The organism is Flavobacterium aurantiibacter (genome assembly GCF_002251775.1).
Lineage (GTDB): Bacteria > Bacteroidota > Bacteroidia > Flavobacteriales > Flavobacteriaceae > Flavobacterium > Flavobacterium aurantiibacter.
Window position 1 is genome coordinate 1 of sequence record NZ_NOXX01000177.1, and the last position, 24,230, is coordinate 24,230.

18 protein-coding genes are annotated in these 24,230 nt (G+C 40.1%); 12 read left to right on the forward strand and 6 right to left on the reverse strand.

The window, feature by feature from the left end:
- Nucleotides 1-318: hypothetical protein (locus tag CHX27_RS15695; protein WP_207758935.1), on the forward strand; the 318-nt coding region annotated here is incomplete at its 5' end.
- A 131-nt stretch (nt 319-449) separates the two neighbouring features.
- On the opposite strand, the gene darG is transcribed toward CHX27_RS15695, so the two are convergent.
- The 5 genes from darG to prfA all read right to left on the reverse strand — a co-directional run bounded on the left by darG (nt 450) and on the right by prfA (nt 6,257).
- Nucleotides 450-1,484 (reverse strand): type II toxin-antitoxin system antitoxin DNA ADP-ribosyl glycohydrolase DarG, encoded by a 1,035-nt coding sequence (gene darG, locus CHX27_RS05555; RefSeq protein ID WP_094485771.1) that lies wholly within the window; start codon nt 1,482-1,484, stop codon nt 450-452.
- 3 nt (nt 1,485-1,487) lie between these two features.
- The gene (gene darT / locus CHX27_RS05560; protein WP_165764450.1) at nt 1,488-2,078 is read right to left on the reverse strand and encodes a type II toxin-antitoxin system toxin DNA ADP-ribosyl transferase DarT; all 591 of its coding nucleotides are present in this window, start codon (nt 2,076-2,078) and stop codon (nt 1,488-1,490) included.
- 361 nt (nt 2,079-2,439) lie between these two features.
- A complete protein-coding gene (locus CHX27_RS05570; protein ID WP_094485774.1) occupies nt 2,440-3,438 on the reverse strand; it encodes a DUF4365 domain-containing protein in 999 nt (332 codons plus the stop codon).
- Nucleotides 3,439-4,350: 912 nt separating this feature from the next.
- Nucleotides 4,351-5,175, reverse strand: a complete 825-nt coding sequence (gene pyrF, locus CHX27_RS05585; RefSeq protein ID WP_094485777.1) for an orotidine-5'-phosphate decarboxylase — start codon at nt 5,173-5,175, stop codon at nt 4,351-4,353.
- 11 nt (nt 5,176-5,186) lie between these two features.
- A complete protein-coding gene (prfA, locus tag CHX27_RS05590) occupies nt 5,187-6,257 on the reverse strand; it encodes a peptide chain release factor 1 (protein ID WP_094485778.1) in 1,071 nt (356 codons plus the stop codon).
- A gap of 290 nt (nt 6,258-6,547) precedes the next feature.
- Here prfA and CHX27_RS05595 point away from each other — a divergent pair, with 290 nt between their 5' ends.
- The 9 genes from CHX27_RS05595 (at nt 6,548) to CHX27_RS05640 (ending at nt 20,178) form a co-directional block, all read left to right on the forward strand.
- The gene (locus CHX27_RS05595) at nt 6,548-7,087 is read left to right on the forward strand and encodes an IS1096 element passenger TnpR family protein (protein ID WP_094485779.1); all 540 of its coding nucleotides are present in this window, start codon (nt 6,548-6,550) and stop codon (nt 7,085-7,087) included.
- Between the two features lie 18 nt (nt 7,088-7,105).
- Nucleotides 7,106-8,164: a nucleoid-associated protein gene (locus CHX27_RS05600; RefSeq protein WP_094485780.1), complete on the forward strand. Its 1,059-nt coding sequence runs from the start codon at nt 7,106-7,108 to the stop codon at nt 8,162-8,164.
- A 45-nt stretch (nt 8,165-8,209) separates the two neighbouring features.
- Nucleotides 8,210-8,602 (forward strand): hypothetical protein, encoded by a 393-nt coding sequence (locus CHX27_RS05605; protein ID WP_094485781.1) that lies wholly within the window; start codon nt 8,210-8,212, stop codon nt 8,600-8,602.
- 1,185 nt (nt 8,603-9,787) lie between these two features.
- Nucleotides 9,788-10,690: an ABC transporter ATP-binding protein gene (locus CHX27_RS05620; RefSeq protein WP_094485784.1), complete on the forward strand. Its 903-nt coding sequence runs from the start codon at nt 9,788-9,790 to the stop codon at nt 10,688-10,690.
- On the forward strand, nt 10,687-11,520 hold the full coding sequence (locus tag CHX27_RS05625) for an ABC transporter permease (protein WP_094485785.1): 834 nt from the start codon (nt 10,687-10,689) through the stop codon (nt 11,518-11,520). Before CHX27_RS05620 ends, CHX27_RS05625 begins: the two co-directional genes overlap by 4 nt.
- A 343-nt stretch (nt 11,521-11,863) precedes the next feature.
- Nucleotides 11,864-14,110, forward strand: a complete 2,247-nt coding sequence (locus tag CHX27_RS05630) for a T9SS type B sorting domain-containing protein (RefSeq protein WP_165764451.1) — start codon at nt 11,864-11,866, stop codon at nt 14,108-14,110.
- A gap of 32 nt (nt 14,111-14,142) precedes the next feature.
- The gene (locus CHX27_RS05635; protein ID WP_094485787.1) at nt 14,143-19,263 is read left to right on the forward strand and encodes a T9SS type B sorting domain-containing protein; all 5,121 of its coding nucleotides are present in this window, start codon (nt 14,143-14,145) and stop codon (nt 19,261-19,263) included.
- Nucleotides 19,264-19,266: 3 nt separating this feature from the next.
- Nucleotides 19,267-19,527 (forward strand): hypothetical protein, encoded by a 261-nt coding sequence (locus CHX27_RS15700; protein ID WP_207758936.1) that lies wholly within the window; start codon nt 19,267-19,269, stop codon nt 19,525-19,527.
- Between the two features lie 18 nt (nt 19,528-19,545).
- A complete protein-coding gene (locus CHX27_RS05640) occupies nt 19,546-20,178 on the forward strand; it encodes an alpha/beta hydrolase (protein ID WP_207758937.1) in 633 nt (210 codons plus the stop codon).
- 59 nt (nt 20,179-20,237) lie between these two features.
- On the opposite strand, the gene CHX27_RS05645 is transcribed toward CHX27_RS05640, so the two are convergent.
- On the reverse strand, nt 20,238-21,617 hold the full coding sequence (locus CHX27_RS05645) for a hypothetical protein (RefSeq protein ID WP_094485788.1): 1,380 nt from the start codon (nt 21,615-21,617) through the stop codon (nt 20,238-20,240).
- 678 nt (nt 21,618-22,295) lie between these two features.
- Between CHX27_RS05645 and CHX27_RS05650 the strand changes: the two genes are divergently transcribed.
- The gene (locus CHX27_RS05650) at nt 22,296-23,162 is read left to right on the forward strand and encodes a GIY-YIG nuclease family protein (protein WP_094485789.1); all 867 of its coding nucleotides are present in this window, start codon (nt 22,296-22,298) and stop codon (nt 23,160-23,162) included.
- A gap of 136 nt (nt 23,163-23,298) precedes the next feature.
- Nucleotides 23,299-24,069, forward strand: a complete 771-nt coding sequence (locus tag CHX27_RS05655) for an NADase-type glycan-binding domain-containing protein (protein WP_133063425.1) — start codon at nt 23,299-23,301, stop codon at nt 24,067-24,069.
- Nucleotides 24,070-24,230 lie beyond the last annotated feature (161 nt).

Sequence of the window (24,230 nt, forward strand, 5' to 3'; positions counted from 1 at the left end):
GCTTCACACGATTATCAGCCTAAAAAATGTCCATTAAGCCTAAAAAATGGAAAAAAGCGAATTCCGATAGCTATCGGAAGGGAAAAAGCGAAAATGGAGCACGATGTTTCACAAAGTTTTTCAATACATACACAATGCTGCCTTCGGCCCGCTCAGGCACCAACGATGCGTGGGTTCAGTAGGGAGCATGAAACGTTAAGTGGTGAACGTCATGAAGTCTTAATACTTAATACTCCCATCTTAATACTTATTACTCCCATCTTGATACTAAAAAAGCTCTGCGAACTTTGCGTAAATCTTTGCGCTCTTTGCGGTTAAATTTTCGATAAGCTACATTCGACACGTTCAGACGGTGCTAGCCTCAAAGTCGGGAGAGTTTGGGGAGCGGGGATTTCGGAGCACTTCACTGTCAACCAAGCACGAACTTTGATAGAAGCACAAATCTTGGTTTAATTTAGGTGTAACTCTAAATTTTTGATTGCTATTTGAATAAATTTAGGGTTCGTAAATAAAGTCTTCTTCCTGTCACTCCAATTTTCTAGTTCTTTCGTGATTGCCTCCGAAGTTTTGGCATTCTTTTCAGAAATTATGAAGTCAATTGTCGAAAGTAATTCTAAGCCAAATGGAGAGTAAAATCCTGTCAAGAATGATTTTGCCTTTTCTGCTGTGCTTTTGTGTGTTGCGTTTTCAGGTTTGTTCAAAAACTCGTTCACTTCCGATTCAGCATCAGGAATTAAGCCCAATTCTTCAAAAGGTTTTTTGTCTTTTGAACTATATCCCATTATGTAACTGCCATTCAGATAATATAATACGTGCTTTACTTTGCCAGAATAGGGTCCGTAAAAATTAGGTTGAAATTCTAACTTGAAAGTTTCCTTTGCTCCAAATCGTTGCAGAAAATAAGCAATTTTCTCGGATGAAAATTCAGATACAAACTCTCCGTTACGAACCAATTCATACAACACAGAAAGTAGCATCGCTCTGGCTGGCGTAAGTTTTACACGTTCTTTTTTTAAAGCTTCCTGAATAGCGGCTGAAGGTTCATATATAAAAATTTCGCAATCCAAGTTACTCAAATGTTTTTCCAAAATCGGTTTTACTTTGTTCCAGTCCAAACCACCGTTACCCGAACCCAAAGGCGGTATAGCAATGGATTTGATATTCTTTTCTTTTATCACTTTCACTAATTCAGCCAATCCGCTTTCAATGTATTGATATTCTGAAGGCAAACGCCAATTAGTTTTTGTTGGGAAATTGATGATGATTTTCTTTCCAGGCAACAATGCTTCTTCTTCGGTAACAAGCAGTTTACCAACTTTTACTTCTTTGTTTTTGCAAGCATTTGCATACAATTTAAAATTGTTCGGAAACATATTTTTAAACTGCAAGGCAATACCTTTACCCATTACCCCCAAGGTGTTAACGGTGTTAACCAAAGCTTCTGCTTCGCTGTCTAACAAGTTGCCTGTTTTGTATTGTATCATATCTTAAAAATAGAATTCTGATTTAATGTGAACATTAGCTGCATCCACACCACAGTTAATGATTTTATTTTTTGAGTTTTGATTGTAAACTGAGTAACCTAAAATAGCATTTATTAAAATATCGCCCGAAACTAAAAATTCCGCTTCTTTTCTTCTTTTTAAGTCAAGGTCGTTATCATCACGCCAATATTTTGTTCTTATAGCTTTCCAATCTAATATATTGTCAAGGTTATCGATGTCTTGTGTAGTAAACTGGGATGTGAATTTATCAACAGCATGGCCATCGGTAAATACAAAATCCAATTGAAGGTCAATGATTTTCTGAACAGAAGTAATGCAATACACAATGTTTTCGGCAGGTATAGGTGCTACCATATTAAATCCATTTTGTACCACATACAGCATAGGTGTTCTTACACCAAAATAAAACGGAATGTATTCACCCAATAGTCTGCCGTTGCTCAATAAAATATTGTTTCGAGTGGAAATCAAGCTTCCATCACCAATAGGAACAAAATTAGGGTTGGCATTTGCCGAGTTTGAATGTGTTATGCCGTATTGAAGGATATGTGGAATATTCTCAATATGAGTCATTCTGAACAGATATGTTTTATTCAAATCAGTCATTCGCCAAATTTAATCGTTTTTATATTGAATTGTTATGTTTTTGACGATTCGTTTTTTTGGCTTATTGGTATCGTTTTCCAGCCTTACGAAGGCAGGGCTTTCGAAGCACCATCTGTCAAGTCACCACTAATTTTTATTCAAAGCCGAAAAGTTCCTGCCACCACGTGCGCCCCGGTTTTGGCAAGCGGCTGTTGGCTGCTGGTTTTTTATCGTTTTTCTTCGTATGTTTGTTGCTAATTTCAGCGAGATAGATGTGTGGCCGGCTATTTTAGCGTTTTAGGATGCAAGTCAACCGCTTATAAAGGTGAATTAAACAAGGGTAATGCATCTATCTTCTGTAATGAACGCTATAAAACCAGTACTTTTCATTTCGGTTTTTAGTATTCATTTTTCTTAAAATAATCACTTGAACAACTTGTTCACCAATCTGTTTATCGATATATCTTGCCCTAATTCCTAATTTTTGTTCAAGTTCAAAAAAGTTCTCCGTTTGATTAAGCAAAAAGAACTTGTCTTTATCAACTTCATCAATAATCTGTTTTGCAACTCCCAAAAGTTTTAACGAATTAATTCTCCTTTCTGCACCTCTTTTTGATGAGAGAATATGATTCCAACCTGTTCTTGAAACTCTAATATTTTTGTCAAGTGCCTTACAGAATGTAGTTTTCCCGTTTTTCCAGTTCTTGTAAAAAACATGAGATTCCTCCTTTAATTTTATTGAATTCAAAAGCTTCTTACTTCCACTATTCAAATTGATCAAAGGTAAATGAGCATTGGACATTAATGGTCTTATTAATTTATAAAACTCACCTTTACTGTGCTCACCGAAAACATTCTTCTTTGGGATACTAATTAGAGTTTTCGTTTTATCAACACGAAGGTCATCACTTTTTAAATCTACCCACCAAGCTTTTGATTTTAGGCGGCTTTCTTTCCAAATGATTTTGCCTTTTTCATCTTTGATTATCTTTCCGCTCTTGTCTCTGATTGGTTTTGCAGGATTTATAAAAATCAATATCGCAGGCTCAATTTGCTTTTTCCAGTATTCGATGTGTTCTAATAAGCCAAGTTTATCGTCAATGGATATTTTTATTTCATCTTTAGTTTCACTTGAAATATATTTAGCTCCACACTTTACTTGAACGTTTATTTTTACGCCTAAATCAGTATTTCTTCTTCTCATGAGAATTAAACCGTCAATTCCTTTGTCATTCCTAGCGTCAAAGGGTTGCCAACCACATTCCCAGAATTCTTGAACATATTGAGCGACAACTCTCATTCCTGTCGCTTCATTTTTTGTTCTAATTCTATTTGATAAGTCTGTCATTTGTTTCGTCTGTCTTTAAGCTTTCAGGTAACTTAATAATTGCCGAAGTTCCCGCATCTTTCTCAATTTTCAAAAACACTCATAAATTATTCAATAACAGTATATTGAACCAATAAATTTGTCCGCGTTTTTAATCTACTAAATCGGATACTTATCTCGCCTTTTGTATGTATTGTTAAAAAATTCTTTTCTCTTCTGCGCTAAAATATGCACTTCACTATTCCCAAAACTACCTACTTATAGGTATTTTTTCACGAGTTTTTGGTAACGTTTGCCCTAGCCCGGATGGCAGCGGCAGCCCGTAAGAAAAATACGGCTACGTGAAGCGGTAGGTGCGGGCGACCCAAGAAGCCCAACACCTGCCAACTGAACGAGACGTATTTTTTGCGGACTATAGCGAACAGCCGGATAAAGCTGGAAAAAATTTCGAGATTGAAAGATTTAAAGATTAAAAGATTGGCCTTCGACAAGCTGCCTTCGACAAGCTCAGGCGCCGAACTACGATACGTTGTTAAGTCGGTCAAAACGACACGTTTAGTGGTGAAGTCATCAATCCCGATAGCTATCGGGACTAGCTTCTAAAAAAGAAAAATCAGCCTTCGAAAAGCTCCTGCTGTGATGGAGCACAATGTTTCACAAAGTTTTTCACAATGTACACAATGCTGCCTTCGACAAGCTCAGGCTCCGACGATACGTGGGTTCAGCTGGGCAAAACGATACGTTAAATGGCGAAATCATCAAAGTCTCGCTTCTCGTTTCTCGCTTCTCGCTTCTTAAAAAAAACACTTCCAGCCTTCGACAGGCTCAGGCACCTGCCAACTATACGTGGTTTGGGTGGGAAAATGATACGTTAAGTGGTGAACGTTATGAAGTCTAGCTTCTCGTTTCTCGTCTCTAGCTTCTCAAAAAAAATTAAATACCCGCTTTATTTAAAATCGCTCGCATTTCCTCTTGCAGTTTGAAGGCTGCTTCGCCGGCTTTTTCGGCAAAATTGGCTTCGGAACTGGCGTAAATAACCGCTCGCGAAGCATTTACTAGAAGTCCGATGTTGTCGGTTAATCCGTATTTACAAACTTCGGCCAAACTACCGCCTTGAGCACCCACGCCAGGTACCAACAAAAAGCTGTTCGGCACAATTTTACGCACCTGCTGAAAATACTCCGGACGAGTAGCGCCCACTACGTACATCAGATTGTGTGCATTTTGATACGTTTGCGAAGTTTCGAGAACTTTTTCGAAAAGCGCTGTTTGGTCGGTTGTGCCTAATTGAAAATCGGCAGCGCCCGGATTCGACGTTAACGCCAGTAAAATGGTTTGTTTGTTCGGATGCGCAAGAAAGGGTTCTACCGAATCGCGACCCATATACGGAGCAACAGTTACGCTGTCGAAGCCCAAATCATCGAAAAAAGCACGGGCGTACATATCGGCGGTATTTCCAATATCGCCGCGTTTGGCATCGGCTATTGTAAAAATTTCGGGGTAATTATCTTTAATGTAGCGAACGGTTTTTCGCAAGGCCAACCAACCTTTTTCGCCCTGCGCTTCGTAAAACGCCACATTGGGTTTGTAGGCAACGGTTACAAAATGTGTGGCATCGATAATAGCTTTGTTGAACTCAAAAATCGGATCGTCGGCGCCAGCTAAGTATTTGGGGAGCAGTTTGGTGTCGGTATCTAAACCCACACATAAAAACGACTTTTTGATTTTAATTTGCTGTACGAGCTGATGTATCTCCACGATTTTGTTGTTTACATGACGCCTTCCGCTAATTTCTCGGTATTGTTTACCAACTGCAATTCGTCGATAATTTTTTGAATGTCGCCATTCATGATATTTTGTAATTCGTACAGTGTAAGTCCGATACGGTGATCGGTTACACGGCCTTGCGCGTAATTGTAGGTTCGGATTTTCGCAGATCGGTCGCCCGAACTAACTTGTGAACTGCGCTTTTTGGCATCTTCTTCTTGCTTTTTAGCGAGTTCTTGTTCGTACAAACGCGAGCGAAGTACCGTTAAAGCTTTGTCTTTGTTTTTATGCTGCGATTTCTCGTCTTGGCATTGGGCAACTAAGCCTGTAGGAATGTGCGTTAATCGAACGGCCGATTTGGTTGTGTTTACCGACTGACCTCCCGGACCCGACGAACAGAAATAGTCGATGCGAACATCGTTCATATCTATCTGTACGTCGAATTCTTCTGCTTCAGGCAAAACCATTACAGTAGCTGCCGAGGTGTGAACACGACCTTGCGTTTCGGTTTGTGGTACGCGTTGTACGCGGTGCACGCCTGCTTCGAATTTAAGCGTTCCGTAAACGTCTTCTCCGGTTACTTCGAAAATAACTTCTTTAAATCCGCCTGCCGTACCTTCGTTAGTATCGACTATTGAGGTTCTCCAACCTTTACTTTCGCAGTATTTGGTGTACATGCGGAAGAGGTCGCCAGCAAAAATCGATGCTTCGTCGCCACCAGTTCCTGCGCGAATTTCCATCATCACGTTTTTAGCGTCTTCAGGATCTTTAGGAATCAGCATGAATTTAATTTCTTCTTCCAATTGCGGAAGTCGTTCTTTGGCTTCATCCAATTGCATGCGCGCCATTTCAACCATTTCGGCATCGGAGCCGTCGGCGATGATTTCATTCGCTTCGTCGATGTTGCCAACAACATTCATGTATTCTTCGCGTTTTTCGACGATTGCTTTTAAATCTTTATACTCTTTATTGAGAGCGATATAGCGCTTTTGGTCGGAAATGACGTCGGGTTGAATAATTAAATCGGAAACTTCGTCGAAACGTTGTTTAATATATTGTAAACGGTCTAACATGATAAATCACCTCTTTTTCGGCGTGCAAATTTAGTGAAATAATTCAAGGAAAAGGGGAGGAGTGGTTTCCTTAACTTTCTCTTGTACGCAAATGTAGTTCGGGCGCATAAATTCTGCTGAGTCTTGCGAGAACTTGTCGTATTTGTTAAAGTTTCTGATCTAAACTTTTAGAACTCAACTTTGAAAAGCGGTTGCCCATCGCTGGTAAATTTTATTCGACATGCTTTAGATGATTTTTTCTGCTTAAGCGACATAAAACCTCTTAAATTTGCCCCTCAATTTTTGATGAGATGAGTATTTATAAATTTCGCGTCATTCTTGATGATGAAGATGATGTATTCCGAGATATTGCAATAGCCGACGAGGATTCGTTAGAAGATTTACACAATGCTATTGTAAATGCTTTTGATTTTGACGGTATGGAACCCGCGTCGTTTTATAGTTCGGACGATCAGTGGAGCCAAGGCGAAGAAATTTCGTTGTTTGATACCGGTGATGTGCCCGGTGAAGCTAAAATTATGGCCGATTACCAGATTTCAGAATGGTTTTCGGAAGACATGACGAAAATGATTTACGTGTATGATTACATTAACATGTGGACATTTTTTGTAGAATTAGCCGCCATCGACGAGCCTGAACTGGGAACAACTTATCCGAACGTACTTTTCTCACACGGCATCATGCCTGCTATGGCACCCGAGAAAAAGTTTGTTGACGATAGTGAAAACCTACTTGATTTTGATGAAGACGGTTACGACGAGGAAGATTTCGACCAATTTGACAGCGGTGAAAACTTTGAAGATTACGGATTTGAAGAAAATTGGAACTAAAATACCAGCCACAAACACATGATTAATCTCTATAATACCCAAATAGAATCGCTTTCCTTACATAGAATTGGCAACAAGAGTCGCAACGAAGGTGTGTTCTTATCAAAAGACACTTTAAATCTCAGCGATGAGATGATGCCGCTCATCAAGGAGTTTTTCTTTAAACCTTTTCGCGAAAAAGAGGAAAACTACTACCAATTTGCGCATGAAGTAGATTTGGAGTACAACGAAATGTACACCATTTTGAGCAGTATTTTTGATAATCCGCATACAGCGCACGAGCAAGCAAGCAAAGTAGCACAGCATTTATACGAACAATCGAATCACCCGCACATAAAAAATGGGGAGTTATTTGTTGCGTATCTTACCAATGCACTGATCGACAACCAACGTGTGGATGCGATCGGAATTTTCAAAAGTGAAATTCAAACCGATTTCCTTCAATTTGAAGAGAAGGAAGAAAACCTGACGTTACTGCTTCAACAAGGTATAAACCTCAGTAAACTCGACAAAGGTTGTTTGGTTTTCAATTACAAAAAAGAAGAAGGATACAAGATTTTATCTGTAGATTCGAATCGTTACGACGCTCGTTATTGGCTCGAACACTTCTTGAATGTCGATGTTTTCCAAGATGAAAACTTCATCACAAAAAAATACCTGAAATTTTGCCAGGATTTCGCTAAAGACGTAGTGCTTCCCGCAGAAGATAAGAAGGAAGAAGTTATGTTTATGAATCGTTCGGTGAACTATTTTGCTAAAAACGACAACTTTGAAGAAACTAATTTCTTAAATGAAGTGCTCGACAATCCGGATCTCATTCCAGAATTTAAAAACTATAAGGTTGATAAAGGAGAAAAGTACAGCATCGAAGATGTAACCTCTTTTCCAATTGCAAATGCCGCCGTAACCGATGCACGTAAAAAGCTGAAAAACACGATTCAACTCGATACCAACATTCAAATTAAACTCGATTTCATCAATCCAGAAAGTGCAGAAAAATTCGTGGAAAAAGGTTGGGACGAGGAAAGACAAATGTACTATTATCTCGTGTATTTCAACAAAGAGCAAAAAAGCTAGCGCAACCCATTAGCCACTTGAACATCTCTTAAAAAAAGAAAAATTATGTTAAGAAGATTTTTTATTGCAGCAGCATTTATTGCTATTTCGTTTAGCTGTACAGACGATTCTACTAACGATGATACCTGTATCGATTACCAACTTGAAGGCGTACAGGAAGTTGTCGATGTACCTACTCTAGTTGAAGGTACCTTTGCGTTTGAAGTTTCGTTTCAGGTAGATAACGGTTGCGGGCAGTTCTATGCGTTCGACGAACAAAGTCAAGGGAATACAAGAACCATACGCGTTTCGACAAAGTATGAAGGATGTATCTGCACACAAGATTTGCCAATTTTATCCCGAACTTATCAGTTTGCACCAACTTTAGCAGGAACGTACACACTTAATTTCGTTAAACCCGACGGTACATTTATCACAAGAACCGTCGTGAAAAACTAGTAGGATTTACCAATGAAACTAAACGCAACCTTTTTCGGAGCTTAGCATCTAACTACTGTGGTTAGGTTGGTTATTATTCCATAATTGTGTTTTGTTTTAGATGCGAAACGCGCTTTGAGAAATCAGAGCGCGTTTTGTTTTTTCGCACAGCATCTTGGAGTTTTTCGCACAGCATGAACAACACGATACTTTGGTTTTCTTCGCACAGAATACGCAGAATTCACAGAAACTCTGATACTTTGTTTTTTTCGCACAGAATACACAGAATACGCAGAATTCACAGAAACTCCGAAGCAACTGGTATGTTTTTTCTCGTGGAGTATGGGAGTTTTTCGCACAGTATGAACAACACGATACTTTGGTTTTCTTCGCACAGAATACGCAGAATTCACTGAAACTCTGAAGCTATAATTGTGTTTTTTCTCGTGCAGTAAGGGAGTTTTTCGCACAGAATACGCAGAATTCACAGATACGCCGAAGCAATAGTTATGCTTTTTCTCGTGCGGTATGGGATTATTCCGCACAGAATACGCAGAATTCACAGAAACTCTGATACTTTGTTTTTTTTGCACAGAATACGCAGAGTACGCAGAATTCACAGATACGCCGAGGCTATAGTTATGTTTTTTCTCGTGCGGTATGGGTTTTTTCGCACAGAATACGCAGCATTCACAGAAACTCCGCTGCTTTAGTTTTGTTTGCACAGAAAATATTAAAACACAGAATTTGTAATGCTTGCAATGAAAACTTCGCNTGCACAGAATACGCAGAGTACGCAGAATTCACAGATACGCCGAGGCTATAGTTATGTTTTTTCTCGTGCGGTATGGGTTTTTTCGCACAGAATACGCAGCATTCACAGAAACTCCGCTGCTTTAGTTTTGTTTGCACAGAAAATATTAAAACACAGAATTTGTAATGCTTGCAATGAAAACTTCGCAAATTTTAGATCCAAGCACGGCGTCACTGAAAAATCACCTGTGCGTGCACTAAAACCAATTATTCTGTGCGCAGGCTGTTTGTGGGTGAAAACCAGATTTACGTGTATTCCGACCGTCTAACCCAAATCGATTTTCCTCCGCTAACTGTAACATTATAAGGTTAATCCGATCTTTAAAAAATTAATAAAGAAATGCGAGTAACATTTATTCAGGTGTTTCGTCTAGTAAGAACAAAACAGTTGGAGTGGAATCAATTCTATCAATCAAAAATCTGCACAAGCGATACGGCTTCGTACACGCCGTAAATGGCATCTCGCTTGAAATCAAAAAAGGAAATGTGTACGGAATTCTCGGACCTAACGGTTCTGGAAAATCTACGACTCTGGGAATCGTCTTAAACGTGGTAAACAAAACTTCAGGCGAGTTTACGTGGTTCGACGGTTCACAGTCAACGCACGAGGCAATAAAAAAAGTAGGCGCGATTATCGAACGCCCAAATTTTTACCCGTACATGACAGCAGCCGAAAATCTTAGTCTGGTCTGCAAAATCAAAGGTATTCCCAAAACCAAAGTGGCCGAAAAACTCGAAATCGTTGGTCTAACCGAGCGCCGGAACAGTAAATTCCGAACCTTTTCCCTCGGTATGAAACAACGTCTGGCAATTGCCTCAGCTTTACTTAACGATCCGGAAATCCTAATTCTCGACGAACCTACGAACGGATTAGACCCGCAAGGAATTCACCAAATTCGCGAAATCATCCGACTCATTGCAAGCACGGGAACTACCATTTTGCTCGCTTCGCACCTGCTCGATGAAGTAGAAAAAGTATGCTCGCATGTACTCGTTCTTAAAAAAGGACAAATGCTCTACTCCGGAACCGTGAGCGATATGGTACGAAGCGAAGGATTTTTCGAACTCGCAGCTAACGATCTAGTCGAACTCGAACGAAAATTGCGCCTTCATCCGTATTTTAAAAGTGTCGACTCTGCTCAGGATAAATTAGTTTTCACAACGTCAACAACCATAGCAGCAGCCGACTTAAACCAATACCTCGCTTCTGAAAATATATTCGTGTCGCACCTAGCTTTCAAAAAGCCAAGCCTAGAAGAACAGTTCCTCACGCTAACAAAAACCGCGAACTTATGAAAAGATTACTCTCAATAGAATTTCAGAAGATTTGGCTAAACAATCCGAGTAGAATTCTTACAATCACATACTTCGCACTGTTATCGCTAATCGCATTAATCACAGCAATAAAATTCGACATCGGCGATTTTCATTTCAACATCGCTGAAATCGGGATTTTTAACTTCCCATACATTTGGCACTTTAACACCTATTTCGCCGATTATTTCAAGTTCTTCCTTGCAATTGTTATTGTTTCGATGATGGCAAACGAATACAGTTACGGAACGCTCAAACAAAATTTAATCGACGGTTTAAGTAAAAAGGAATTAGTAAAATCGAAAGTGCTAACCGTCTTTGCAATGGCGGCAGCATCAACCGTTTTTGTATTTCTTTTGTCGCTTATCTTAGGTCTAATCCATTCGTCTTTCACCGAATTTAGAACCATAATCACCGATATCGATTATCTGCTCGGGTATTTCATAAAACTTTCCGCATTCTTTAGTTTGTGCTTATTCGTCGGAATTCTCGTAAAACGTTCGGCTTTCGCACTCGGGTTTCTAATCATACTCTACATCGCAACTGCTATTCTTCACGCTATTTTGAGATTTAAAGTGTTAGACACGGAAATAGCTGACGCAATCATGCAATTTGCGCCAACAAATGCCATCTCCGACATCATCGTTGAGCCTATTTCGCGCTTGTCGGCCGTGCAACAAATGGGTGCTCAAGTTGGACTAGAGTCTGATAAGAAATTCGATGTAAATTATAAAGCTGCTGCAATAAGTTTGTGTTGGACCGCCGTGTTTATCATTGGCAGTTACCGTGTTTTAAAACGCCGCGATTTATAATTTTTGGGCACATCCCGCCGCAAAGTTTTAATTGAATGCTGGTGCGGCGGGTCGGGCTTTCTGCTGCAATACCGCTTAAAAAAACCGCTTCAACCACAGCTGCGCACGGGCTTTATGCTGTCGCCGTGCCCAACTGGGTTTATAGCGGTTTTTTTTGCGCGCTATTTACGCGGCAATCCCTTGTGCGAAAATTAGTAACCGCAATATGTCGCTTCACGAGAAAAGCTTTAACACGGCGTTAGTAAGCGTTGCAGCTAAATAAACGAGCTTTTGTAATATCTTTGCACTCGCTATGATTCGTTGTTCAAAGGCATTTTTTACGTTCGTTTTCTCTTGCTACACTGTGATACTTGCGGCTCAGACCATCACAGTCGATACCAATTATAATGCACAGCAATTAGCACAAGATATTTTGGTTAACAATCCGTGTTTAACCATTTCAAACGCATCAATCACTACCACCACAGCCGATACGTTTCAAACCACCGGATTTTTTACCGCCAATCCCGTTAATTTTCCATTTACACAAGGCATCATTCTCAGTACCGGAAACGCAAATTCGGCAGTAGGTCCAAATTCAAGTTTACTCAGCGAAGGCAGTACTGCGTGGCCCGGCGACAACGATTTGGAAGCCGCGCTAAATGCGGGAAACAGCATCAATGCAACCGTGCTCGAATTCGATTTTGTATCCTTATCAGCCGCTATTTCGTTTCGCTATTTGCTGGCGTCCGAGCAATATCTCACCAATCCGAGCGCCAATCAATGCAATTTCACCGACGGCTTTGCCTTTCTGCTTAAGCGAAACAACAGCAGTGAACCTTATCAAAATTTAGCTGTTATTCCCGGAACCGACATTCCCGTTCGTGTAAATACCGTTCGCGGCAGCGGTACCGTGTGTCCGCCGGCTAACGAACAGTATTTTCAGGGATATAACGGAAGCGACAGCGCGACAAATTTCAACGGACAAACCGTTCCGCTCACTGCAAAAGCGAATGTCATTCCCGGCGAAAGCTATCACATTAAACTCGTTATCGCCGATCAGGGAAACAACTTATACGATTCGGCAATTTTCTTAGAAGCAGGTAGTTTTGAGGCAGTCACCGATCTCGGTGCCGACCGCACGCGCGCCAATGGAAATCCGCTTTGCGACGGCCAAACGCTCAATCTCGATGCCACTCAAGCCGGCAGTTCGGTTTCCTACGCTTGGTACCGAAACGGAGCCTTGCAATCGGTAACAACGCCGCAATTCACCGTAACTGCTCCCGGTGTTTACGAAGTGGAAGCAAGTATCAATAGCGGAAGCTGTGTGGTTACAGGTCGTATTGAAGTTGATTACAGCAGTATTCCTGCCGTAGCTCCCGTTACTTTGCGTCAGTGCGATCCCGATTCCGACGGTCAAACGAGCTTCAATCTCAATCTAGTAAACGATCTGTTAACCAGCGGAAATCCCGAATTGTTGAGTCCGGTTTACTTCGAAGACGCCTCGGCTACTACACCCATTCCAAATCCGGCACAGTACACAACCAGTTTTCCAAAAACCATAACTGCGCGAATTAAAAACAGCTTTGGTTGCGAAACCACAACTACCGTTAACTTAGTTGGCGCTACCGATCGAAATGCCGCAACACTGTCGTACGTACTTTGCGATACCGACACAACAAAAGACGGCAAAACGACTTTCAACCTAACCGACTTAGCCACAACCGATGTACTGTCGGGTTTACCAACAAACATAACCGTAAAATTTTTTCCCAGTGTTAACAACGCTCTTTGGGAAACTCAAGAAATTTCGGGTAGTATTACCAACGATATCGCAAACAATCAAACATACTATGCACGATTGTATAACGGAATCGACTGTTTTGATATCGTTCCTATCGAAATCAGTATCGATTATATTCCGGACAGTTTTACAACATCAGAAACGATTTATTTTTGTACCGGAAATTTTGCGGTTCTAACCGGCCCAGCGGGTTTTACCAACTACCAATGGTCGCACAACAGCAGTTTAACGAATCGTGAAATACGCGTAAACACGCCACAAACCTATACGCTGACGTTCGAAAACCAAAACGGTTGTACGGCATCAAAAACATTTGAAGTCATGGAGTCGAATCCAGCAGTCATTCGCACAGTTGCGGTTACTAGTTTTTCGGGAGCGCAAAACAGTGCCACTATCGATTTTTCGGGTTTAGGCAGTTATGAGTTTTCAATCGATGGTGTAAATTTTCAGAGCAGTCCGGTATTCACAAACTTAGCCGCGGGAATCTACACGGCTACAGTCGTCGATTTGTTTGGTTGCGACAACAGCACAGCCGAATTTATCGTTTTAGATTATCCGCGATTTTTCACACCAAACGGCGATGGCATCAACGATATTTGGTCGATAAAAAATAGCATACTTACCAATCAGATTGAACGAATCTTAATATTTGATCGGTACGGAAAAGTCATTTTCGGCTTCACGCCAAACCAGACAGGTTGGGACGGACGTTTTCAAGGCGTTGCAATGCCATCAGACGACTATTGGTTCAGCATTTTCTTACAAACAGGTAGCCAAATTAAAGGACACTTCAGCTTAAAGCGGTAAATTTGGTTACTTTTGGGGTCTTGCTAGATTCTATGAAAAAGATTTTACAATTCATTGCGCTATTTCTAACTTTTTCTGCGTCAGCGCAGTTCAGTAAAACGCACTATATTCCACCCGTTTCAAACTCACCCATACAAGCAGGGCAGGGGCAATATATGTATATTTCTTGTCCTTCGCCAACACCCGTAAAATTCAAAATTAACATCATTGGAGGTGGAGTTGTTGAAGGTACGGTTACCCGAGATCAGCCTTATGTTTATTTGGCTGGAAACGGCGACAACAGCCAATTTTTGATTCCAAGCGAATCTGTTGGGAGCGTTTTCAGTAATAAAGGTTTTATCGTTGAAGCCGATGATCAAGTTTACGTAACGGTAAGAATGACCACCACTCCTCAGAACTTTCAAGCGGGAAGTGTCGTTTCCAAAGGATTAGCTGCACTAGGTAAGCGCTTTCGTGTTGGCGCTTTTGTTAATGAAACCGTTCCTGAGTTTACACAAAACCACTACTCGTTTGCAACAGTAATGGCAACCGAAAATAATACAACAGTAAGCTTTAACGACATAGACATTGGTGTACAGTTGGTAAACAACGGCTCAAGTATACAACCCGATGTAGTCTTGAATAGAGGCGAATCGTTTTGTATCGCTACTATTGGTCCGCTCGATGCAAATCGAAATGGAATAATCGGAACTTTAATTACGTCCGACAAGCCAATCGCGGTAAATTGCGGTAGTATTGCAGGAACGAATGGTAATGCCAGTAATTTAGATTTGGGTTTCGACCAACTTGTACCAGCCGAACTTACGGGTAGTGAATACATACTTATTCGAGGTATTGGTCCTGATATCGTTGAGCGTCCGTTAATTGTTGCCGATCAAGACAATACCGAAGTATTTTTAAACAACGATCAGGTAACTCCGGTAGCGGTAATCAATGCCGGCGATTACTATGCTCCAACCGGTGATGTTTACAGTTCGAACGGAAATTTGTACATACGAACATCCAAAGACGTTTTCTTATTCCAAAGTATCGGAGGCTCGCTTCCAACCGTAGCAACACCTCAGGCCAATCAAAATATGTGCTTCGTACCTCCATTAAAGTGTGAAACACCCAAGATTATCGATAATATCCCGCTAATTAATGAAATTGGAAGCAACGGTAGTTTTACTGGAACAGTTGCTGTTGTAACCGAGGTGGGATCAACATTGTCGTTTATTTTGAATGGGACAACTTACGCCGTTTCAGATTTGCCGGCAGATATTGTGGTTAATGGTCCAGTTCCAGTTCTCGGAAATACGGCTTTTGAAACCTATACCTTCGAAGGATTTAATGGGAACGTTTCGGTGTACAGCACTAGTCAGGTTTACGTATCCTATTATGGAACAAGTGGTGCTGCTACTTACGGAGGTTTTTATTCCGGCTTTACATTTAAACCAGAAATTGCTTTTAAGTCGATAGATCCATCCATATCAGCAAATTGCATACCTAACATTGAGTTTTCGGTTAACGTACTTACCGCTTTTGATCAGTACCAATGGGAATTTAATGGCGTAGATATTCCGGGGGCAACTGCGAGTATGTACATTCCTCAAGAAGTGGCAAACGGCGGCTTAGGTCCTGGATTTTATGCCGTTAGAGCTACGATATCTGGCTGCGGAACCACTTTAGTATCAAATGAAATTCCAGTAAGTACTTGTGCTTTAGATACCGACGCCGACGGCACGATAAACGATGTAGATTTAGATCTTGATAACGACGGAATAGCGAATTGTACAGAATCGTATGGCGATTTTACTCTGAATACAGCAGTAAACGGACCAACGAACATTAATGTGCAGAACTACAGCAACAGCTACACCATTACCAATACACCTTCTTTTATCGCAACTCCACAAAGTTATCAAGGTTTTGCCAATGGAAATTTTATTACAACAGTACCTGTCGGCGTTACCAATGAAATGACTGTTCAGTTTACAGCAACACAGCCTATTTCCTTAAGTATTTCGTATCCAAATTCCTCAGTTGTAAACGCACAAATCGATTCTTTTGGCGATTTTAGAATACTGTCAACTGCCGAGAAAAATATTACAATTATTAATCCAGTCGACTTACTACTGATCGATACTAACTACGACGGAATCTACGAAAGTGGCATAACGCAATTTTCTGGATTCGATGTCCGGTTTCGCCTAAACAGCGCTGCACCACTCGCACTTGGAACGGGAAATTTTGAAATCAAAGCCTCAGACGTAACTTCTTTGTTCTTCATTCACAAAAATTTATCAGAAACCGACGTTAACACGGCCATTTTTAATATCCGTGCCACTTGTTTGCCAAGAGATACAGACAGCGATGGGGTTTTTGATTACAATGATTTCGATACGGATAACGATGGAATTCCGGATCGACTTGAAGCTGTAGGTGTCGCTTTTCAAAACATTCCATTTGTTGATGCAAATACAAATGGTATTAACGATGCAATAGAACCCGGCCTCGGAACACTGGACACGGATACTGATGGAGTTCCCGATTATTTGGATCTCGATTCAGATAACGATGGTATTTATGATTTAGTAGAAGCAGGCTCAAGCGCAATTGATGCCAACGGAAATGGAAGAATTGATGGCAACAGTTTTGGAATCAACGGTCTAGCGAATAATTTGGAAACGGCCTCTGAAAGCGGACAAATAAATTTTACCCCAGCAAATACCGATACAACTACCGACTTCGCAAATTACATTGACCTCGACAGCGATGATGATGATTGTAACGATGTAATTGAAGCGGGTTTTACCGATGCCAACAACGATGGTAGACTGGGAAGTTCATCCCTGAATGTAGATAGTAATGGACTTGTAACCAGTAGTGCTACTGGATACACGCCCTTAACAAATAACGATTATGCAGTTCCTGGAATTATCACAGTAAATCAGCAACCGCAAGATGTTACTGCTTGTCAAACATTTAGCGCACAATTTTCAGTTCAAACTAACGCGATTGCTGGATATCAATGGCAAGAAAGTAGCGACGGTATCACGTTTACCGATTTGCCCGAAAATACCGTTTATCAAGGCACGCAAACGGCTACTCTAACAATTAACAACATTCAGCCTGCGATAAATAATTTTAAATACCGCGTTCGGTTGTTTCAAACGGCAAATGTCTGTGGCGATTTTTCGGCTCCAGCTAACTTAACTGTTCTTCCCAAGCCTCAAATCATCGAAAATTTTACACTAAAACAGTGCGATACCGACTTAGACACTATTGCCCTATTTAATCTTGAGCAGGCAAATTCAGGAATTTCAACAAACTCTGCAAACGAAACATTTGTGTACTATTTGAGCCTGTTGGGAGCACAAAATCAAATTGCTTCCCAAGAAATTCAAAATCCACAAGCGTTTAGTAATAGCGTGCAGTCAACTGTTTTTGTTCGTGTCACCGACAATACAAGCGGTTGCGTTTCCTTCGGAACAGTTAATTTGAGCATTTCAGCAACTACGATACCAGCAGGAATCGTATTCTCTTTATCTAAATGCGATGATTTTGTTGATGCCGAAAATGATGATCGCGACGGTATAACGACTTTCGATTTATCTTCCACTGAAAATCAAATCAGGAACTTATTTGGCGGTAATCCAACTATTACCATAAGTTTCTATCGTACCGAGGCCGAAGCAACAATAGAGACCGATGTTAACGGAGTTTCGTTAGCAATCACTAATTTGAGCTCTTACAGAAACATCGGTTTTCCTTCAGGCCAGCAAATTTGGGTTCGAATAGACAGTACCACCGATAATGCCTGCTTTGGGCTTGGTGCTTATATCAATTTAATTGTTGAACCATTACCAACCTTCAATAGCCCAACAATTCCAAGACAGTGTGACAGAATTTTAATGGACAACGCTGTAGATTTTGCCTTCGATACTTCAACAATAACCTCACAAATTTTAAACGGTCAGAGTAATATAACCTTAACTTTTATAGCAGAAGATGGCAGTTTGATCGGAAATGCGTTGCCAAATCCGTTCGTTACAGCAAGTCAAACGATTACGGTTAATATGGTTAACAACCTGACAAACGATCCTAATGGTCCTTGTACGGAAAGTGGTACGATTACTTTTATTGTTGATGAACGACCAAGTCCAATTTTGCCGCAGAGTTTTGTAGCCTGCGACGACGAGCCAGACGACGTTGATGGATTTTCCATTTTTGATACGTCTACGATTCAAAGCACAATTACTCAAGGTTCATCAACCTTCTCTACACGATACTTTGACGCAGCGGGCAATTTGCTCTTCGATGTTTTTCCAACAAGTTTTAATTCCAATACTCAGGACATTACTGCGGAGATTTTTAATGCGAATAATCCAAATTGTTCGGAAACCGCTGTTATTTCTTTCCGAGTAAATCCGCTGCCGAATATCGATGAAGTTGATGAGAATACGTATTACTTATGCACTAATTTGGATGACAACTTTACTTTAGACGCAGGTGTGTTCAGCGGAATTTTTACAGACTACAGTTACACTTGGTTCCGCGACGGAATCGAAATTCCTGGGCAAATCCGACCCGTTTTAACCGTTCGCGAATCGGGAGATTACAGTGTTCGTGTTTCCGATCGATTTACCCAATGCAGCCGAACGCGCACGTTTACCGTTCTTGATTCGGGTACAGCAACAATAACCGATATTGTAGTCGAAGATTTACGGGACAGAAATTCGGTACTCATTCAAGTAAGCGGTGCAGGAACATACGAATACAGCCTCGACAACGAATTTGGTCCCTACCAATCGGATAACTTTTTTGAAGATGTTCAGCCCGGTTTACACACCATCTATGTGAACGATATTAACGGTTGCGGACAAGTTAGCCAAGAATTAGCAGTGATTGGCGCCATGAAGTTTTTTACTCCAAACGGCGATGGCTACAATGATTTTTGGCGCATCAAAGGAATCAACGCCCTTTATTTTCCACAAAGTTATGTGTACATTTTCGACCGATACGGTAAGTTCGTGTTTGAAATTACTGCTGGAAACGAAATTGGTTGGGATGGAACATTAAATGGCACACCGCTTCCTGCCGACGATTATTGGTATGTCTTGTATGTTTCCGACGGACGCATAGATCGAGGTCATTTCACCTTAAAACGATAAGTTATGAAAACAGTGCTAATTATGCTTGCGTATACATCGATAATGCTGGCGCAGCCAAAAGCAGAAATCATCGGAAAAGTAGAGAGAATCGAAAATTTTCCATCTAAATTTATTTCCACGCGAAGTGTCGATGTTTGGTTACCACTGAATTATAATCCAAAAGAAAAATACGCAGTTTTATACATGCATGATGGACAGATGTTGTTCGATGCATCGACCACTTGGAACAAGCAGTCTTGGGATGCCGACGAAACCGCACAGTAGCTCCAAGCAAATGGAGAAGTGCAACCATTTATCATCGTTGGTATTCATAATATTTCAGTGGAGCGACATGCCAATTACTTCCCAGAAAAACCATTCAATTTATTGCCCGAGTCTTTTCAAAAAGAACTATTGCAAGGAGAACGGAGCCCTGGGCAAAAATTATTCGCGCATAAAATCGATTCCGATAACTATCTGAAATTCATCGTAACCGAATTAAAACCCTACATCGACGAGAAGTACAGCACTCGTAAAAGTCCGGAATTTACTGCCATTGGCGGAGCAAGTATGGGCGGATTAATTTCTATCTATGCCCTTTGCGAATATCCCAAGGTCTTTGGGAAAGCACTCTGCCTAAGCACGCATTGGCCCGGAATTTGGTCGCTGGAAAACAATCCGATACCCGACGCTTTTATACAATATCTAAAAGCGAATTTACCCAGCCCGAAATCACATAAAGTTTACTTTGACTACGGCGACCAAACGCTCGATGCGCTGTATCCTACACTGCAAGAAAAAGTTGATGCCGTAATGACCGAAAAGGGCTACACCGCTAAAAACTGGATGACTGTTTACGATAAAGGTGCCGATCATTCAGAGAAAGCTTGGGCTAAACGATTTGCTACGCCTCTGAAATTTGCTTTTGGAAAGTAGTCCCGTAGTTTTTTTTTAAAGTATGAAGTAAAGACAGCTGTTTCTATACCTTTTGATTTTTAAAAAATAGGTATTATTCCATATCCGCCACAAATGCTACAATCTCCTTTTACCGTTTGTGTTTCCACTATTTTTGCTCCGGCACTTATCGTTGCATCCCAAACAGTTCGTTCGGCAGATTTTGAAAATTTACCATTTCCATTGCAATTTGTGCAGGTTGTATAGTTACGTACAAAGCTGCAAATAGCTGTGTTTACTAAATCATTTACGTGCATATATTCGATTATTTCTTTTTTGCGATCGTGGCAAATTATCTGAACCTTTACCTTTCCAAGGGCATCTGGTTTTTGGTCGGGTAGAATTTTCATAAGGTGTTTTGAGGCACTGTGAAATACAAATTTCCCAGCTACTGTTTTGTATTTATCTAACAGGTCGTATTCGGTGGCTGAATATGTTTTCATTTTTTCGAACACCACTTTTTTTCGTTCATTTCGAAGAGTAAGAGCAACATCTTTTAAACTGTCATTTGAAAGCTCAATTACGTTTAAAAGTTCAAGGGTCTTAGTGTTATAAGTACATATATAACTATACTTTAAGCCATCTCGTTCCTCACATTCTAGTACTTCAACTGTATTTTCTTGTGCGCCGTATGCTACAAAACCATTGTAATAACGGTCGGTACTGTAATCAATTGGTTTGTATTTTGTGTTTATTACGGTCGACTTATTTGTTTTATTGTCGATAATTATAATTTTCTTTGCTTCGCTATTGGTATACAAGCTGTTAGAGTCTCGGAATAAGGTAGTTGGAGGATTTTTGAAATTGGGATACGGTTTGTCAACAAATTGTTCTAAGTCGGTATCGTAAAATTTTGTTTTTTCATAATCGAGATAGAAGTCTTTTGCATTAAAAAAAAATACGATCAGGTTACTTCCCATCATAAATTCAGCTTTAAAGCAATTTTTAACTAGGAGTTTGTGGGCTTTATTTACTGGATCGTACAAAAAGTAGTCATATTGATTTGCGTATTTGACTTTCTTTGATCTTTCAGCAATAATTGTTTTACCCGATTTCGTACAATTAAAAGAATCGGGCAGTGGCGCTTGTACAAACTGTGGAATATTCAAGAGTGTAAGTCCAGCTTTATTACCAGCAACGCGCAGTTGGGTCAAATTTTCGTCGATTGTAGCGTAAATCTGCGGATTTTCAGTAACTTCTAAATTTAATTGCGACGGTAATAGTTTCCAAATTTCTTTTTTTTCGATACAATCGTACAATATTACTTCATCGCCAGAAACGGTCAGAAGTTTAGAACGGTCTTTGTTGTAACTCGCAAAAGTTACGAAACAACTAGGTGTGTGATAACCGCTTTGAGCAAAACCTTGAGCGAAAATAAAGAGCATTAAAATTAGGATTGATTTTTTCAATAAAGTAGTCATAGCGCTGTTTGTAAATTTCTATGCAAGTACTTATTTTGGATGCGTAATTAAAATAAGGCAGTTGCCCTATTCTTGTTTTAGTTGCTCGTGAGTTTACTTACTAAAGTGAGTTAAATACTTAAGCGAAGTCAGAAATCATGTAACTCCTATAACTGGTCATTTCTTTTGGAATAATGAGGTAGGAATAAAAATATAGCGCCGTAGGCGATTGTTTAAACGGTTGGCTTAAAAAATAGCGTTGCAAAATTTCTATTAAACGATCTAAAAGCCTCATAACAAGGGATCTGGAAAAGATTTTTAGTCGTACTAAGGTTTTTAAGTAGCTAATCCCGCTATTCGTTACAAGTCCGCGGCGCCGCAGGGGTTTGCACAGCTGTTTGGCTTGGCTTCCGGTGGTCGCCAGCAAAACCGCGTGCGCACACCTTGCTGCACCTGTGGGCTTTTCACTGCTATCGGGGCTAAGAAATACGTTACTAACGTTTGGTTGAAAAATGTATATTCGTAAGAGACAAAAGGCGAAACGAGTGTGCGTCTTAATAAATTGAGAATACGTATAGATTTAATTCTGCAATGTATTGTTATTAAACAATTTAATCTTGTTTTTGAGAATTGAGATAAAGGAGGGAACTTCGCCAATTGTCGGGTTATGACTCATTGTAAAAAAACAGACAACTAAAAATGAAATTCGGTAAGACAATAAAAATATTCCTAATTGACGGAGACCCAAACGGACGAATGAGTTGTGAACTTTCCAATTGGTCAGGAAAGGCTTATAAAATTCCAAGAATTAAAGTTAAAGACTGCTCAGACAGGGAAGACTTGACAACAAGTACAGGAGTTTATCTACTATTTGGGAAAGACGATGACGGAAAGGAACAAGTTTACATTGGTGAAGCAGAGACAATTCTTAAAAGGCTTAATCAACAGTTGACATCTAAGGACTTTTGGAACGAAACTATTGTTTTCATTAGCAAGGACGACAATCTGAATAAAGCTCATATAAAATATTTAGAAAGCAGACAACACGAAATAGCAAAATCAGCAAATAGATATAAAGTTGACAATTCCATCGTGCCGACACAATCTTCAATTTCTGAATCTGACAGAGCAGAAATGGAAGAATTTATAGAATACATAAAGCTTTTAGTAAACACCTTAGGACACAAGGTTTTTGAAGAAAAGAGAGAATTTAAACCTAAACAAAAACAAGCGACATTCTTTATCAAAGCGGCACGTGGTGCGGACGGACAAGGTGAGCCGACATCAGACGGTTTTGTAGTTTTCAAAGGCTCAAAAGCTGCGGCGACAATTGTGAACTCAATGACCTCTAATTTTATTACTTACAGACAAAAACTAATTGACGAAGGTGTTCTTGTTGACAAAGGGGATTTTTTTGAATTTACAGACGATTATATTTTTAGCAGCCCATCGACAGCGGCAGTAATGGTAATGGGACGAAATGCAAACGGGTTGACAGAATGGAAATCGAAAGACGGCAAAACATTAAAGGACTTTGAGACGAATGAAAAAACAACGAAGCCATAACACACGTTTTGCGTCAGGCATGGTGACGTGCAAACTTGGAGCTTTGTACTTCTATTAAAGTTCAGTGCAAGTAAACAGTTTTGTGCTCCGAAATCCGCCCGAACGCAATTTCTCAAACCATTTAAAAATGCCAACAATGCGACTACAAAAAGTAATAATATTTTTAACTTTTTTTACCTTAACAGTTTTTGGGCAGCCTGTAAAAGACATGCAACCAAAGCTGGTGCAACTAATTGACAAAAGTCTTCAAGGAGAAATTGAATTTATTAAACAACGTGAAATATGTGAAACTGTTTGGAATAAAGTTGTCAATCAAAAAGACGGTGAAATGCTTAGTCCTGCAGAGAAGAAAATTTATGACAATTGTGATGAAAGTCACGAAAGTTATTGGGACATTCTAGGTGTAGGTTGTAGTTGGTATTGCGGCGGTGGACTAGACACAATTTCTTCCTCTTCGACTTTGAAAACTATTAGAGGAATAAAATATTCTGCAAATAATATTCACGATCTTAACTATAAAACAGCATGGATTGAAGGTGTTCCCGGTTATGGAATTGGAGAAAATATAACTTATCATTTTCCGCCACAAAATCCTCGCATAACTGACATCATAATTGTAAACGGTTATGTAAAATCGCAGAAAGCATGGCAAGACAATTCCAGAGTAAAAAAGCTAAAAATGTATGTTGACAATAAACCATTTGCAATTCTTAATCTTGCGGATAGCAGACAAGAGCAAACTTTTAAATTTGCCCCTTTGGGTTATGGCGACAGAGAGAATTGGGAACAACTACAAACTAAACCTTGGTGGACAATTAAGTTTGAAATTTTAGAGGTTTACAAAGGCGACAAATATGATGACACAGCTATTACAGAAATATATTTTGACGGGATTGATGTTCACTGATAAGTGAAAAACGAGGCATAGCAGTACCTATACACAAGTAGGGGTTTCGTGCTCCGTAGGACAGGAAAGTGGTAGATTTCAGTTCTTCGTAGGAAGTTCAGTGGTAAAAATCCCTGGACACTATCCCGCAAAGTGTGTAAGTTAAAAAATAACAGGGTTTG